The organism is Streptomyces sp. NPDC048566 (genome assembly GCF_043199735.1).
Lineage (GTDB): Bacteria > Actinomycetota > Actinomycetes > Streptomycetales > Streptomycetaceae > Streptomyces.
Genome location: NZ_JBICWL010000015.1, coordinates 161,175 through 176,026, shown reverse-complemented (window position 1 = coordinate 176,026; position 14,852 = coordinate 161,175). Strand labels below are relative to the sequence as shown.

The 14,852-nt window shown below is 73.0% G+C and carries 12 protein-coding genes; 5 read left to right on the top strand and 7 right to left on the bottom strand.

What is annotated here, in order from left to right; all coding sequences use genetic code 11:
• Positions 1-177 precede the first annotated feature (177 nt).
• The 3 genes from tilS to dacB form a co-directional block, all read right to left on the bottom strand.
• Positions 178-1,350 (bottom strand): tRNA lysidine(34) synthetase TilS, encoded by a 1,173-nt coding sequence (gene tilS / locus ACGFS9_RS22585; protein ID WP_393255572.1) that lies wholly within the window; start codon positions 1,348-1,350, stop codon positions 178-180.
• 192 nt (positions 1,351-1,542) lie between these two features.
• On the bottom strand, positions 1,543-2,691 hold the full coding sequence (locus tag ACGFS9_RS22580; protein WP_393255571.1) for a zinc-dependent metalloprotease: 1,149 nt from the start codon (positions 2,689-2,691) through the stop codon (positions 1,543-1,545).
• Between the two features lie 153 nt (positions 2,692-2,844).
• Entirely contained in the window at positions 2,845-4,401 is a 1,557-nt protein-coding gene (gene dacB / locus ACGFS9_RS22575) for a D-alanyl-D-alanine carboxypeptidase/D-alanyl-D-alanine-endopeptidase (RefSeq protein ID WP_393255569.1), read from the bottom strand.
• A 79-nt stretch (positions 4,402-4,480) separates the two neighbouring features.
• Here dacB and ACGFS9_RS22570 point away from each other — a divergent pair, with 79 nt between their 5' ends.
• Both ACGFS9_RS22570 and ACGFS9_RS22565 read left to right on the top strand, forming a co-directional pair.
• A complete protein-coding gene (locus ACGFS9_RS22570; protein WP_030599677.1) occupies positions 4,481-4,972 on the top strand; it encodes an inorganic diphosphatase in 492 nt (163 codons plus the stop codon).
• 149 nt (positions 4,973-5,121) lie between these two features.
• Positions 5,122-6,780, top strand: coding sequence for a threonine/serine exporter ThrE family protein (locus ACGFS9_RS22565; protein WP_393255568.1), 1,659 nt, complete (start codon positions 5,122-5,124; stop codon positions 6,778-6,780).
• Positions 6,781-6,813: 33 nt separating this feature from the next.
• On the opposite strand, the gene ACGFS9_RS22560 is transcribed toward ACGFS9_RS22565, so the two are convergent.
• Positions 6,814-8,094: a DedA family protein gene (locus ACGFS9_RS22560; protein WP_393255567.1), complete on the bottom strand. Its 1,281-nt coding sequence runs from the start codon at positions 8,092-8,094 to the stop codon at positions 6,814-6,816.
• Between the two features lie 140 nt (positions 8,095-8,234).
• Here ACGFS9_RS22560 and ACGFS9_RS22555 point away from each other — a divergent pair, with 140 nt between their 5' ends.
• Positions 8,235-8,600, top strand: a complete 366-nt coding sequence (locus ACGFS9_RS22555; RefSeq protein WP_393255565.1) for a YbjQ family protein — start codon at positions 8,235-8,237, stop codon at positions 8,598-8,600.
• A 90-nt stretch (positions 8,601-8,690) separates the two neighbouring features.
• On the opposite strand, the gene ACGFS9_RS22550 is transcribed toward ACGFS9_RS22555, so the two are convergent.
• Positions 8,691-9,461: a MerR family transcriptional regulator gene (locus ACGFS9_RS22550; RefSeq protein WP_393255564.1), complete on the bottom strand. Its 771-nt coding sequence runs from the start codon at positions 9,459-9,461 to the stop codon at positions 8,691-8,693.
• A 214-nt stretch (positions 9,462-9,675) separates the two neighbouring features.
• Here ACGFS9_RS22550 and ACGFS9_RS22545 point away from each other — a divergent pair, with 214 nt between their 5' ends.
• Positions 9,676-10,962, top strand: a complete 1,287-nt coding sequence (locus ACGFS9_RS22545) for an ion channel protein (RefSeq protein WP_393255562.1) — start codon at positions 9,676-9,678, stop codon at positions 10,960-10,962.
• A gap of 79 nt (positions 10,963-11,041) precedes the next feature.
• Complete coding sequence (locus tag ACGFS9_RS22540; protein WP_393255561.1) at positions 11,042-12,448, top strand: glutamate decarboxylase; 1,407 nt, start codon at positions 11,042-11,044, stop codon at positions 12,446-12,448.
• A 117-nt stretch (positions 12,449-12,565) separates the two neighbouring features.
• Here ACGFS9_RS22540 and ACGFS9_RS22535 read toward each other — a convergent pair whose 3' ends face one another.
• Both ACGFS9_RS22535 and ACGFS9_RS22530 read right to left on the bottom strand, forming a co-directional pair.
• Positions 12,566-13,108: a DinB family protein gene (locus ACGFS9_RS22535; RefSeq protein ID WP_393255559.1), complete on the bottom strand. Its 543-nt coding sequence runs from the start codon at positions 13,106-13,108 to the stop codon at positions 12,566-12,568.
• Positions 13,109-13,262: 154 nt separating this feature from the next.
• On the bottom strand, positions 13,263-14,723 hold the full coding sequence (locus ACGFS9_RS22530) for an aldehyde dehydrogenase family protein (RefSeq protein WP_393255557.1): 1,461 nt from the start codon (positions 14,721-14,723) through the stop codon (positions 13,263-13,265).
• Positions 14,724-14,852: the final 129 nt, after the last annotated feature.

Below are 14,852 nucleotides of genomic sequence, written 5' to 3'. Positions count from 1 at the left end.
TTGGTTGTTTTCCCCCCCGTTGGTGGGGGCGGGCCCTGTGGGGGCCCCCCCCGCGGGGGCCGGGGGGGGGCGCCGCCCCCCGGGGGGGGGGGGGCGGGGGGGGGGCCCCCCCCCCCCCCCGAGACCCCGTGCGGGGCCCGTGGAACCGCGTGAGCGGCTCCGGCGGAGGTCCGGTTTTCAGCCTTGCCGAATCACCAGTCTGCCACCCTGGCGCCGAGCGACGACCTTGCCCGGGAGGTTGATGGCTCCCTGGCCCCGCCAGCCGGTGATCAGCCGGTCGATCTCCTCGATGTGACGGGCGAACAGCGAGCCCGCCGGGGCGCCCGCCTCGATGGCCGCGCGGCGCAGGATGCGGCGCCGCACGGCGGGCGGGAGGGCGTAGAGCTTGGCGCACTCCAGGAGGCCGGCCGCGTCCCGCACGGAGGGCTCCGCCTGACGGGCCCAGGCGTCGAGGGCGTCGGCGTCGTCCCGGGACAGCTGGGCCGTCCGGGCGAGGGCCTCGACGACTCCTTTGCCGAGCGCCTTCTCCAGGGCGGGCAGGCCCTCGTGGCGGAGCCGGGAGCGGGTGTAGGCCGGGTCGGCGTTGTGCGGGTCGTCCCAGACGGGCAGCGACTGGACCATGCACGCCTTGCGGGCGGTCTGCCGGTCCAGGTGCAGGAAGGGACGCCGGTAGCGGCCGTCGGCCCCCGAGACCGCGGCCATACCGGACAGGGAGCGGATGCCGGAGCCGCGGGCGAGGCCGAGCAGGACGGTCTCGGCCTGGTCGTCGCGGGTGTGGCCGAGGAGGATCGCGGTGGCGCCGTGGCGCTCGGCGGCGGCGTCCAGGGCGGCGTACCGGGCGTCGCGGGCGGCGGCCTCGGGGCCCCCGTCGCGGCCTACGGTGACGGCGATCGACTCCGCCGGCGCCAGGCCCAGCTCGGTGAGGCGCAGCACGACCTCGTCGGCGCGCAGGCCGGAGCCGGGCTGGAGGCCGTGGTCGACGGTGACACCGCCGGCGCGGATGCCGAGTTTGGGGGCCTCGAAGGCGAGGGCGGAGGCGAGCGCCATGGAGTCGGCACCGCCGGAGCACGCTACGAGGACGAGGGGCGCGAGAGGCGCGGGGGCCGCGCCGGCCGGCCGGCGCGGCCGGAGGGAGGGCGCGGGGGGCTGGTCGAGCGGGGCGCCGGCCGGCACGGACAGGCTGCGGCGTGTTCCGGGGGCGGGTACGCGTTCGATGTCGGGCGCGCAGGGGCGCGCGGCACCGCGGGGCGTACGCCGGGTGTCGGAGGCGGGCGGGTGCTCGGTGAGGATGTCGTGGAGTACGCGGCGGACCGCCAGGCGTATCGCCGCGACCGCAGGATGGGGACCCATGTCCGGTTCCCTTCATGAAGTTTTCGGGGGGTTAGCCCGGGATCGGTCACTCAGAGTGTGTAGATGGTGACAGAACCGGGGCGTTCCCCGAGCATTGCACGCCTACCCATGCTCCACGGTCCCTCGGACGAGTGATTGGAGGAGCGTTTGCCTGCCGTCGGCCGGATCCGGTTCACTCCCGTCCCGTAGGGTTCACGACTCGGTCCTGCGGTGCACCCGGGTGATCCAGTCCGCGGGCCGGGCGATCTCCGCCTTGGTCGGGAGCGTGTTCGGGGAGGTCCACACGCGGTTGAAGCCGTCCATGCCGACCTCGTCGACGACCGCGCGGACGAAGCGCTCGCCGTCGCGGTACTGCCGCAGTTTGGCGTCCAGGCCGAGCAGCTTGCGCAGGGCGAGGTCCAGGCGGGAGGCGCCCTTGGCGCGGCGCTGCTGGAACTTCTCGCGGATCTCGCCGACGGAGGGCACCACCGAGGGTCCGACGCCGTCCATCACGAAGTCGGCGTGCCCCTCCAGGAGGGACATCACGGCGGTGAGCCGGCCGAGGATCTCCCGCTGTGCGGGGGTCTGGACGATTTCCACAAGGGAACGCCCCCCGTCGTCCTCCTCGGTGTCGGGACGCGATCCGGAGAGGGACTGCACGGCCTCCCGGACGCGCTCCAGGACGGTCATGGGGTCGACCTCCGTCTCCCCCAAGAACGACTGGATTTCGCCCTCCAGGTGATCGCGCAGCCAGGGCACGGCCGAGAACTGGGTGCGGTGGGTCTCCTCGTGGAGGCACACCCAGAGGCGGAAGTCGTGCGGCCGGACGTCGAGTTCGCGCTCCACGTGGACGATGTTCGGGGCGACCAGCAGGAGCCTGCCGCCGCCGTTGCCGGGGCCCGCGGGGCCGCCGGCGGGCAGGTCCCGGGTCGCGGGCGCGAACGTCTCGTACTGCCCGAGGACGCGCGAGGACAGGAACGACAGCAGCATGCCCAGTTCGACGCCGGTGACCTTGCCGCCCACCGCGCCGAGGACGGCTCCGCCGGGGGAGCCGCCGCGCCGTTCCTGCATCTTGTCCAGGAGGGGCTTGAGGATCTCCCGGAACCCGGCGACGTTGGCCCGCACCCATCCGGGGCGGTCGACGACCAGGACGGGGGTGTCGTGCGTGACGTCGTCACCCATCCGGGTGAACGCCCTGACGTGTTCCTCCGAGGACTTCGCGTGCCGGCGCAGTTCGGCGACGATGGCCCTGGCCTCGTCACGGCTCACTTCGGGGCCCGGCCGCACCAGCCGGGTCGCGGTCGCGACCGCGAGGTTCCAGTCGACCATCCCAGCAGATGCAGCACCACCGATGCTCGTCATGCGTCAACCGTACGTGAGCGGGTCCGCCCGCGGTGAGGGGTGCGGCACCGGAGGGGGCCGGGCGGGTCCGGTGGTGCGGGCGGGGCGGGTGGGGCAGGCCGGGTCCACCGGCGGCGGTCCCTGCCCCGTCCCGCGCCCGGACCCCGCCGCCGTCTACCGGCAGCCGCAGGAGGCCAGCGCCGTCGCCGCGCGGTCGAGGGCGGACCGCGCCGTGAAGGGGTTGGGCGGATGCGCCTCGTCGGACGTCATGAACGCGAAGGCGAGCAGCCGCCCGTCGGCGTCGACGACCGTTCCGGAGAGGGTGTTCACCCCCGTCAGGGTGCCGGTCTTGGCGCGGACCACGCCGGTGGCCGCGGGGGCGTCGGCGTAGCGGCCGCTGAGGGTGCCGGTGAAGCCCGCGATGGGCAGACCGGTGAGCACGGTGCGCAGTTCGGGGCGGTCGGGGTCCCCGGCCGCGGCCAGCAGCGCGGTGAGCAGGTGCGCGGAGAGCTTGTCGGCGCGGTTCAGGCCGCTGCCGTCCGCGAAGCGGGCCCCGTCGAGCGGAAGGCCGAGCTTCTTCAGCCGGGCGCGGATCGCCTTCGCGTCCCCGTCGAAGCTCGGTTCCTCGCCGGTGGCGAGGGCGACCTGCCGGGCCAGCGCCTCGGCGATGTCGTTGTCGCTGTTGGTCAGCATGCGTTCGACGAGGGCGGACAGCGGCGGCGAGGAGACGGAGGCCAGGGCCTTGGAGCGGCCGGTCGCCTTCGACGGGCCGGGCGCGGTGGTCTCGATGCCGTGGTCGCGCAGCAGGCCGGCGAACGTGCGGGCGGCGTCGGCCGCGGGGTCCGGGGCGCGGGTGGCCGTACCGCTCGTGCTGTCGTCGCGCCGGCCCTCGTCGACCATCAGGGGGGTGACCGCCGCGATGTTCTCGTTGACCCCGATGGGGTGAAGAACGGGGCCGGTGAAGAGGGAGGTGTCGTACGAGAGCGTGACGTGGTCCAGGTGCCGGGATTTCAGCGCGGCGGCCGTCCGGTCGGCGAGGGTGCGCAGGCTCGCCCAGCCGTCGGTGACCTTGCGCGCGGTCAGGGTCGGGTCGCCGCCGCCGACCAGCACGACCTCCTTGGTGTCCGGCTCCAGGACCGTACGCGTCGTGATGCGGTGGTCGGGGCCGGGGGCGGTGAGCGCGGCGACCGCGGTGGCGATCTTCGTGGTGGAGGCCGGGGTCTGGACCGTGTCGGCGCCCTTGCCGTAGAGCCGCTTGCCGGTCGCCACGTCGACGACGACGGCGGTGCGGCGGGCCCCGAGCACCGGGTCGTCGAGCAGTGGGTCGAGGACCCGCGCGAGCGCCTTGCCGGCCGGGGCGGGCACGGTGACCGTGGAGCGGCCGAGCCCGGCGAGGACGGTCGCCGCGCTGGGGGCGGGCCGGGGACCGGTGGCCGTGGCGCCGCCGGCACCCGCGTGATCTGCGCCACCCTCCGGTGCCCGCGACGCCGCCCGGTCGCGCTCCGCCGTACGCTGACCGCTGGAGTCCCAGGGACCGGCCGCGGTCACCGCCCCGGCCGCCAGGGCCAGGCCCATGGTGGCGGCGACGGCTGTGAGCTGCGGCGTCGTCCATCGCACGGCACCGGGCCGCATGATCCGGGTGACCCGCGCCACATGCGGTCTCACCGTCCTCGCGACCCGCAGCACATGCGGGCGCGCGGTCCGCCAAGCCCTCAGCTCTGGCACGACCACCAGCCCCTTTCGCGATCACCCACCTGCGTGAGGGACACTTAACCACCAGAACTATGTGCTGATCATGGAGGAGCCACCGGTGGAGTTCGACGTCACGATCGAGATTCCGAAGGGTTCACGGAACAAGTACGAGGTGGACCACGAGACCGGTCGGATCCGCCTGGACCGTCGACTCTTCACCTCGACCAGCTACCCGGCCGACTACGGCTTCGTCGAGAACACCCTCGGCGAGGACGGGGACCCGCTGGACGCCCTGGTCATCCTGGACGAGCCGACGTTCCCCGGCTGCCTCATCCAGTGCCGCGCGATCGGCATGTTCCGGATGACGGACGAGGCCGGCGGCGACGACAAGCTGCTGTGCGTCCCGGCGCACGACCCGCGGGTGGAGCACCTGCGCGACATCCACCACGTGTCGGAGTTCGACCGCCTGGAGATCCAGCACTTCTTCGAGGTCTACAAGGACCTGGAGCCCGGCAAGTCCGTCGAGGGCGCCGACTGGGTCGGCCGTACCGAGGCCGAGGCCGAGATCGAGCGGTCCTACAAGCGCTTCAAGGACCAGGGCGGCCACTGAGCCCCGGGCGGCCGCGGCCGCCCCACCGACGATCGGGCCGTGCGACCCCCCGGGGGCCGCGCGGCCCGTTCGCGTGTCCGTACGCATACTGAGGCATACGGAAGGCAAGAAGAAGATCCACAGGCAGGCGAAAGGCGAGGCGGGAGTCGGTGGCGGAACCGGAAGCGGAAGACCGCAAGCCGCAGTCGGACGAGGCGAGGAGCGCTTTCAGTCCGCCTGCCGGTCTCGCGGCGACGGCGGCCCTCCCGGTGGACGACGAGTCGTCGACCACCTCCGAGTTCGCCCTCCCCAAGGGCCTGGACGTCGCCCAGGCGCCGGCGCCCGAACAGGAGGGGTCGGCGTTCAGCCTCCCGGCCACCTACAGCGCGCGGCAGGCCCCGCCCGCCTTCACCCCGCCGAACGGCGTCCCCGCGGTCAGCCTGACCAAGGACGCCCCCTGGCAGGACCGGATGCGCACGATGCTGCGCATGTCGGTGACCGAGCGGCCGGCGCCCGAGGCGGTCCACAAGGAGGACGAGTCCGGGCCCGCCGTGCCGCGTGTGCTCGACCTGACCCTGCGCATCGGCGAACTGCTGCTCGCGGGCGGCGAGGGCGCGGAGGACGTGGAGGCGGCCATGTTCGCCGTGTGCCGCTCCTACGGCCTCGACCGCTGCGAGCCGAACGTCACCTTCACCCTGCTGTCGATCTCCCACCAGCCGTCCCTGGTCGACGACCCGCTGACGGCGTCGCGGACGGTGCGCCGCCGGGGCACGGACTACACGCGCCTCGCGGCCGTCTACTCCCTCGTCGACGACCTGAGCGACCCGGAGACCGCGATCTCCCTGGAGGAGGCCTACCGGCGCCTCGCGGAGATGCGCCGCAACCGGCACCCCTACCCCGGCTGGGCGCTGACCGCGGCCGGCGGGCTGCTGGCGGGGGCGGCCTCCGTGCTCGTCGGCGGTGACGCGATCGTGTTCGTCGCCGCGGCGCTCGGCGCGATGCTGGGCGACCGGCTCGCGTGGCTGTGCGCCGGGCGCGGGCTGCCGGAGTTCTACCAGTTCACCGTCGCCGCCATGCCGCCCGCCGCGATCGGGGTGGCGCTCAACCTGACGCACGTCGACGTGAAGGCGTCCGCGGTCATCACCGGTGGGCTGTTCGCGCTGCTGCCGGGGCGGGCGCTCGTCGCGGGCGTGCAGGACGGACTGACCGGCTTCTACATCACCGCCTCCGCCCGCCTGCTGGAGGTCATGTACTTCTTCGTCGGCATCGTCGCCGGCGTCCTGGTGGTGCTCTACTTCGGCGTGAAGGTGGGCGCCCAGCTGAACCCGGACGCCGCGCTGAGCGTCTCGGAGCGGCCGGTGCTCCAGATCGTGGCGTCGATGCTGCTGTCGCTGACCTTCGCCGTGCTGCTCCAGCAGGAGCGCTCCACCGTGCTGGCGGTCACGCTGAACGGCGGGGTGGCGTGGTCGGTGTACGGGGCGATGCACTACGCGGGCGACATCTCGCCGGTGGCCTCCACGGCCGTCGCGGCGGGCCTGGTCGGTCTCTTCGGCCAGTTGCTCTCGCGCTACCGGTTCGCGTCGGCGCTGCCGTACACCACGGCCGCGATCGGGCCCCTGCTGCCCGGTTCGGCGACCTACTTCGGGCTGCTGTCCATCGCGCAGAACGAGGTCGACCAGGGGCTCGTGTCGCTCAGCAAGGCGGCGGCCCTGGCGATGGCCATCGCCATCGGGGTGAACCTGGGGTCGGAGATCTCGCGGCTGTTCCTGCGGACCCCGGGCGGCTCCGCCGGCGGCCGGCGGGCCGCCAAGCGGACACGCGGATTCTGACGCCCGGGCCGCGGGCGGCCGGGCCCGCGCCGGTCAGTTCCCGTCGTTGCCCCGGCCGTAGTCGTAGGGGTAGCCCTCCGCGTCGTACCGCTGCCCGGGCCGGTCCTGCCCGGACTGCGGCCGGGGCGCCTGCCCGTAGCCCTGCGCGCCCTGGCCGTAACCCTGCGCGCCCTGCCCGTAGCCCGGCCGGCCCTGGCCGTAACCCTGCGCGCCCCGGCCGTGGTCCTGTCCGCCGTGGCCCCGGCCGTCGTAGCCGCCGTGGTCCCGGCCGTACTGCTGCCCGTAGGGCTCCTGGTACTGCGGCTGCTGCGGCGCGCCGTACCCCTGGTCGTGCTGCGGGAAGCCGTGGCCTTCCCGGCCCTGCGGCGCGGAGCCGTAGCCCCCTTGGCCGTGCTGCGGGGAGCCGTAGCCCTGTGCGTGTCCCGGTGCGTGTCCCGGTGCCTGTCCCTGCTGCCCGTACCCGTCCCCGCCGCGGCCCGCGTACGGGTCCTGGCCCTGCCGGCCGTACGAGCCGTCCTGGCCGCCGTTCCCGTAACCACCGCTGACGCCCTGGTGACCGTAGGGGTCCTGCGGCTGCTGGACCGGCGGCACCCGCAGCGGGCGCGTCGCGTCGTCCATGACCGGCGCGACGGGGCGGGCGGGCTCGGCCCGGAGCGGGTCCCGGGCGGGCGGCTGCTCCTGCGGCGGGGTCTTGCGGGCCTTGGAGCGGGCGCGCAGGAACTCGACGGCGATCGGGACGACCGACACCAGGACGATGAGGATCAGCATCGCCTCGATGTTCTTGTGCACGAACTCGATGTTGCCCAGCCAGGAACCGAGCAGGGTGACGCCCGCGCCCCACAGGACGCCACCGATGATGTTGAAGGTGATGAACGAGCGGTACCGCATCCCGCTGACACCGGCGATGATCGGCGTGAACGTGCGCACGATGGGCACGAAGCGGGCCAGCACCAGCGACTTGGGCCCGTACTTCTCGAAGAACTCGTGGGCCTTGACCACGTTCTCCTGCTTGAACAGGCGGGAGTCCGGGCGGGTGAAGAGGGAGGGGCCGACCTTCTTGCCGAACAGGTAGCCCGCCTGGTCGCCGAGGACCGCGGCGACGCAGATCAGCGCGATCGCCGCCCACAGCGGGAAGTCCAGGGTGCCCGCCGTGATCAGCAGACCGCAGGTGAACAGCAGCGAGTCGCCCGGCAGGAAGAACCCGATGAGCAGGCCGGACTCGGCGAAGACGATGAGCAGCAGACCCCAGATGCCGAAATTGTCCAGGAGCGTGTTCGGATCCAGCCAGCTTGGACCGAGGGCGAGCGTCGTCACGGTTCCGGGCTCCTGAGGGGGTGAAGGGAGGGCGGCGGTCCTGTCAGGCCGACCAAAGCTATCAACGCCGCCGGTCCGCCCCGGGTTCCACCCGTGGCTCCAGGATGCACTGAGCGGTGACCGGGACAAAGCTGTGAACCATGGGTATCGAGGAATTCGGAGGCGGCCAGGGGCCGCACGCTGACGTTCTGGTCGTGACGACGAACGACGTACCGGGTCACCGCGTGGAGCGAGTCGTCGGCGAGGTCTTCGGCCTCACCGTGCGCTCGCGTCATCTGGGCAGCCAGATCGGGGCCGGTCTGAAGTCGATGATCGGCGGGGAGCTGAAAGGGCTCACCAAGACACTGGTGGAGACCCGGAACCAGGCCATGGAGCGGCTGGTCGAGCAGGCACGCGTGCGGGGCGCCAACGGCGTGCTGATGTTCCGCTTCGACGTGAGCGAGGCGGCCGACGTGGGCACGGAGGTGTGCGCGTACGGGACGGCCGTGGTGCTGGTGAAGGAGTAGCGCCGGACCCGCGCGGGGTGGGGGCGGCCGGACGGCCGCCCTCACCCCGCGCGGGCCGTCCGGCGGAGGAAGCCGCACGTCCGCGGCCGGTCACCGCCGGGCGCGTGCCGCGTTCGCCGCGATCGCCTCCCGGAGGTGCTCGGCGAGGCCCGGCCGGACGGCGTCGTAGAACGCCCTGAACCGCTCGTCGGCGACGTACATCCCGCCGAGCCCCTGATGGATCTCGTGGGTGCAGTCGTAGAACCACCGGGTGATGTGCTGCCGGTGCTCCTCGGCCAGGTCCATGGCGCGCTCCCCGTCCGGCGGCGCGCCGGCCGCCATGAGGGCGCCGTAGCGCTCCCCCCAGGCGGCCGTCTCCTCCCGCATCCGCTTCCAGTCGTCCTTGGTGTGGCGGGCCGTCCTGCGCCGCGCCTCGGCGTAGGCGTCCGTGCCGCCCCAGCGGCGCTCCGCCTCCGCCTCGTACGCCTCGGGGTCGTGGTCCCCGAAGACCTCGAACCGCTCCTCGGGTGTGAGATCGATGCCCATCGTGCGTGCCTCCATGGCCTCTTCCACGGCCGCCGCCATCTTCCGGAGCTGCTCGATCCGCGCGGTCAGCCGGTCGAGCCGGCGGCGCAGGTGCGTGCGCGGTCCGGCCCTCCCGGTGGCCTGGTCGTCGAGCAGCGCGGCGACCTCGTCGAGCGGGAAGCCGAGCTCCCGGTAGAACAGGATCTGCTGCAGCCGGTCGAGGTCGGCGTCGCTGTAGCGCCGGTGCCCCGCGGGGCTGCGGGCGCCCGGTACGAGCAGGCCGATCTCGTCGTAGTGGTGCAGCGTGCGCACCGTGACCCCGGCGAAACCGGCCACCTGGCCCACTGAGTGGCTCACGTCCGCTCCTTTCTCGGTTCGGGTCCCACCCTGGGGCCTCACGCCGCGTGAGGTGCAAGCCCGCGACGCCGCCCCGGCGGCCCGGTGCGCGCCCGGGAGGCGTTCCGCCGCCCGGCCGGACCCCCGCGCGCCGCCTCACCGCCCGCCGCGCGCCGGTCCGCCCCTCGCGATCGCTCGGGATGTTATGTCCGTTTCGCGCGCTTACTGTGAGCCCGTGACCGACGAAGCGGCTCCCCCGCGGCCGAGCCCCTCCCGGGCGACGCCCGCGCGGACCCTGCTGCCTCTGTTCCTGCCCTCCGTGGCCGTCGGGGTGGTCGCCAGCCTCGTCCTCGTCGGCGTGAGCGAACTGGCCGGGCAGCTCAAGGACGTGCTGTGGACCACTCTTCCGGACGCACTGGGCATCGGCGGCTTCTCCTCCCTGTGGATGATCGTCATGCTCACCACGACCGGCGTCCTGGTGGGCCTGGTGGTGTGGAAGGCGCCCGGCCACGCGGGCCCCGACCCGGCGACCCTGGGGCTCCAGGCGTCCCCGATGGCGCCGGTCGTCATGCCGGGGCTGCTGGTGGCGACGGCCCTGATGCTGGCCGGCGGCCCCAGTCTCGGCCCGGAGAACCCGATCATCGCCGTGAACGTGGCGCTGGCCTTCTGGGCGGGCCGCCGGTTCGCGCCCACCGCCCCCGGCGAGCTGTGGGTGACGCTGGCCGAGTCCGCGACGATCGGCGCGCTGTTCGGCACACCGGTCGCGGCGGCGCTGGTCATCTCCGAGGCGCTGGCCGGACGCAAGGTGAAGGGGATGCTCTGGGACAACCTCTTCGCGCCGCTGACCGCCGCGGCCGTCGGCTCGATGACGACCACGCTGATCGGTCAGCCCAGCTTCGACCTCCACCTGCCGCCGTTCGGGCAGCCCGGCTGGACCGACGTGCTGGCCGCGCTGGTCGTGGCCTCGGCGGCGGCCCTGCTCGGCATGGCGGCCGTGCGCGCCTTCCCCTACGTCCACGCGGTGTTCCGGTGGCTGCGGCACCCGATGCTGGCGCTGCCCGCCGGCGGGCTCGTCCTCGGTCTGCTGGGCTGCCTGGGCGGCTCGCTCACCCTCTTCAAGGGCCTGGAGGAGGTGGGGGAACTGGCGCGGGACCCGGACGGCTGGTCGGCCGGGCGGTTCGCCCTCATGGCCGTGGTCAAGCTGGCCGCCCTGGTGGTCGCGGCCAGTTGCGGCTTCCGCGGCGGCCGGATCTTCCCGGCCGTCTTCGTCGGCGCCTCCTTCGGCCTGTGCGCCCACGCGCTGGTGTCCTCCGTCCCGGCGTCGGTGGGGCTGGCCGCGGGGGTCCTGGGCACCTTGCTCGCGATCACCCGGCAGGGGTGGGTGAGCCTGTTCACCGCCGCCGTCCTGGTGTCGTCGCCGTCGATCATCGCCCTCCTCTGCATCGCCTCGCTGCCGGCGTGGCTGCTGGTGACCGGACGGCCCCAGATGCAGCTGCGCCCGGACGGGACCTCCGTCCGATGACGCGCTCCGTGAACCGCGGGCCCGCCCGCATCCGATGAACCAAGGGGACACACGTCCCACCGAACGATGGGAGAAGCCCATGCCGCTCCACAGGGGCCACGAAGCGCCCGCACAGAGCACGATGTCCGTCAACCCGTTCTACGGCGAGGCCAACCCGGTCAGCGGCATGGTCGAGGCGCCGCCCAAGCACCGGCTGCCCGAGGCCCCGCTGCCCCCGACCACGGCACTCCAGATCGTCCACGACGAGCTGATGCTGGACGGCAACTCCCGGCTGAACCTGGCCACCTTCGTCACCACCTGGATGGAACCGCAGGCGGGGGTGCTGATGGCGGAGTGCCGCGACAAGAACATGATCGACAAGGACGAGTACCCGCGGACGGCCGAGCTGGAGCGCCGCTGCGTGTCGATGCTCGCCGAGCTGTGGCACGCGCCCGACCCCTCGGCGGCGGTGGGCTGCTCCACGACCGGGTCCAGCGAGGCGTGCATGCTCGCCGGCATGGCCCTGAAGCGCCGCTGGGCCGGGCGCAACGCCGACCGCTACCCCGGCGCCCGGCCCAACCTGGTCATGGGCGTGAACGTCCAGGTCTGCTGGGAGAAGTTCTGCAACTTCTGGGAGGTCGAGGCGCGCCAGGTGCCCATGGAGGGCGACCGCTTCCACCTCGACCCCCAGGCGGCGGCCGAGCTGTGCGACGAGAACACCATCGGGGTCGTCGGCATCCTCGGCTCGACCTTCGACGGGTCCTACGAGCCCATCCAGGAGCTGTGCGCCGCGCTGGACGCGCTCCAGGAGCGCACCGGCCTCGACATCCCCGTCCACGTCGACGGCGCCTCCGGCGCGATGGTCGCGCCGTTCATCGACGAGGACCTGGTCTGGGACTTCCGGCTGCCGCGGGTGGCGTCGATCAACACCTCGGGCCACAAGTACGGCCTGGTGTATCCCGGGGTCGGCTGGGCGCTCTGGCGGACCCCCGAGGACCTGCCGGAGGAGCTGGTCTTCCGGGTGAACTACCTGGGCGGCGACATGCCGACGTTCGCGCTGAACTTCTCCCGCCCCGGAGCGCAGGTGGCCGCCCAGTACTACACGTTCCTGCGGTTGGGCCGCGAGGGCTACCGCACGGTGCAGCAGACGACCCGGGAGGTGGCCCGCGGACTGGCCGAGCGGGTCGACTGCCTGGGCGACTTCCGGCTGATCACCCGCGGCGACCAGCTCCCGGTGTTCGCCTTCACCACCGCCCCCGAGGTCACCTCGTACGACGTGTTCGACGTGTCACGGCGGATGCGGGAGAGCGGCTGGCTCATCCCGGCCTACACCTTCCCCGAGAACCGGCAGGACCTGTCGGTGCTGCGGGTGGTGTGCCGCAACGGCTTCACCACCGACCTGGCCGAGCTGTTCATCGACGACCTCAAGCGGCTGCTGCCCGAACTGCGCGCCCAGTCCGGGCCCTCGACGCGGGACAGAGCCGCCGCGACGAGCTTCCACCACTGACGGCGGCCCGCCCCCGCCGGCGGCCGCGGCCGCGGGCCGGGCCGCCGGGGAGCCGTCGGGAGCACACCGCCGCAGGGCGGGACCCGCGGCTGCCGTGCGGCCCGGCCGCCGGCCGTCTCACGCCGTGCCGCGCTCCTGCGCGACGAGCTCGAACGCCGTCCTGCCGTCGAGGGACTCGCGGATGATGTCGGCGTGTCCGGCGTGCCGGGCCGTCTCGCGGATCAGGTGCAGGGCCAGCCAGCGCATCGAGACGCGGCCCTCGGGCGGGAACCACGGGTCGGGCGGGAGCGCGAAGGTGTCGTCGAGGCTGGGCACCGAGCGCAGGAACCGGTCGGTCTCGGCGGCGACCTCCTCCCAGTAGGCGAGCTGGGAGGCGACGGTCTCGCCGTCGACCAGCACGAAGCACTCGTGCCAGTTCGACGCGTCCCTGCGGACGGCGGGCTGCTCGCCCCGGGCGCGCGCGATCCACCCCTGCTCGACCTCGGCGACGTGCTTGAGCAGTCCGGACAGCGACAGTTCGCTCGCGCTCGGCCGGCTCGCCGCCTGCTCCTCGGTGAGTCCGAGCAGTGCCCGGCGGATGCCGCCGCGCTGCTCCTCGATGAACGCGAGCAGCGCCCCGCGCTCGTCGCCCCGCTCCTCGGCTCCCACGTGCGTGACCATGACCGGCCCCTTTCCCGGGTCCACCTGCCTGACACCGACCACGCTAGAGGCCCTTGCGGACGGTTTCGGTCCGCAAGGGCCCGTGGCGCGACCGGCGCGAAAGGCGCGGGGACCGCCGTGGCGGGCGCGCCCCCTCCGCCGCGTGGATCCGCCGTCAGAAGGGGAAGCGGCTGCGGCCGTGCTGCACCGAGATCCACTTCGTGGTGGTGAACGCGTCGACGGTCGTCTCGCCGTTCAGGCGGCCGATGCCGGAGTGCTTCTCGCCGCCGAAGGGGACGAGGGGCTCGTCGTGGACCGTGCCGTCGTTGACGTGGAACATGCCGGTGTCGATCTGCTTGGCGAAGTTCACGCCGCGCTCGACGTCGGCGGTGTGCACCGCACCGGAGAGCCCGTACGGGGTGTCGTTGACGATCCGGACCGCCTCCTCCTCGCCGTCGAACGGGACGAGGAAGACCACCGGGCCGAAGACCTCCTGGCGGAGCAGGGCGGAGTCGGCGGGCAGGCCGGTGAGGACGGAGGGCTCCACCAGGTTGTCGGTGGTGGTGCCGTGCACCAGGGCGGTGGCGCCTTCCGCGATCGCCTGCTCGACCGTGCCCGACAGGGCGTCCGCCTGCGAGGAGTTGATGACCGGACCGATCACCGTCTGCGGGTCGCCGGGGTCGCCGGCCTTCAGCGTCCGCACCTTGGCGACGAACTTCTCGGTGAACTCCGCCTCCACCGACCGGTCGACGAGGACGCGGTTCGCGGCCATGCAGACCTGGCCCTGGTGGACGTAGCGGCTGAAGACGGCGGCGTCCACCGCGTAGTCCACGTCCGCGTCGTCGAGGACCACCAGGGCGCTGTTGCCGCCGAGTTCGAGGACCGAGCGCTTGAAGTGCGCGGCGCAGACCGTGGCGACGTGCCGGCCGACCTTGTCGGAGCCGGTGAAGGAGATGACCTTCGGCACCGGGTGCTCGATGAAGGCGTCGCCGATCTCGGCTATGTCGGTGATCACCACGTTCAGCAGGCCGCCGGGCAGGCCCGCGTCCTCGAAGATCTTCGCGACGAGCGAGCCACCCGTGACGGGGGTGTTCTGGTGGGGCTTGAGGACCACGCCGTTGCCCAGCGCGAGGGCGGGGGCGACGGACTTGATCGACAGCAGGAAGGGGAAGTTGAAGGGGCTGATGACACCGACGACGCCGACGGGGACGCGGTAGAGGCGGTTCTCCTTGCCGTCGACCGGCGAGGGGATGATCTTTCCCTCGGGCCGCAGCGCCAGCTGGATCGACTCGCGCAGGAACTCGCGGACGAGGTGCAGCTCGAACGCGGCCTTCAGGCGGGTGCCGCCCAGCTCCGCGATGATCACCTCGGTGATCTCGGCCTCGCGCTCGTCGATGAGGGCGAGGGCCTTCTCGAAGACGGCGCGGCGCGCGTAGGGGTTGGTGGCTCCCCATTCCTTCTGGGCGCGCTCGGCGGCGCGGTAGGCGTCGTCGACCTCGTCTGCCGTGGCGATGGTGATCGAGGCCAGCTTCTCGCCGTCGTACGGGTTGAAGTCGATGATGTCCCAGGAGCCGGTGCCCGGACGCCATACACCGTCGATGTACTGCTGGGCCAGGTCGGTGAAGTAGGACGACATGCGCTCCCTCAATCCCTGTGCTGCCGAATCAGGCTCCCGGCCCGGGGCAGCGGACGTCCGATCACGGTCTGATCACACGTCATCGTACTTATGTTTCACAGGAGTTGTGGGTTACCCGACAAGTCCGCA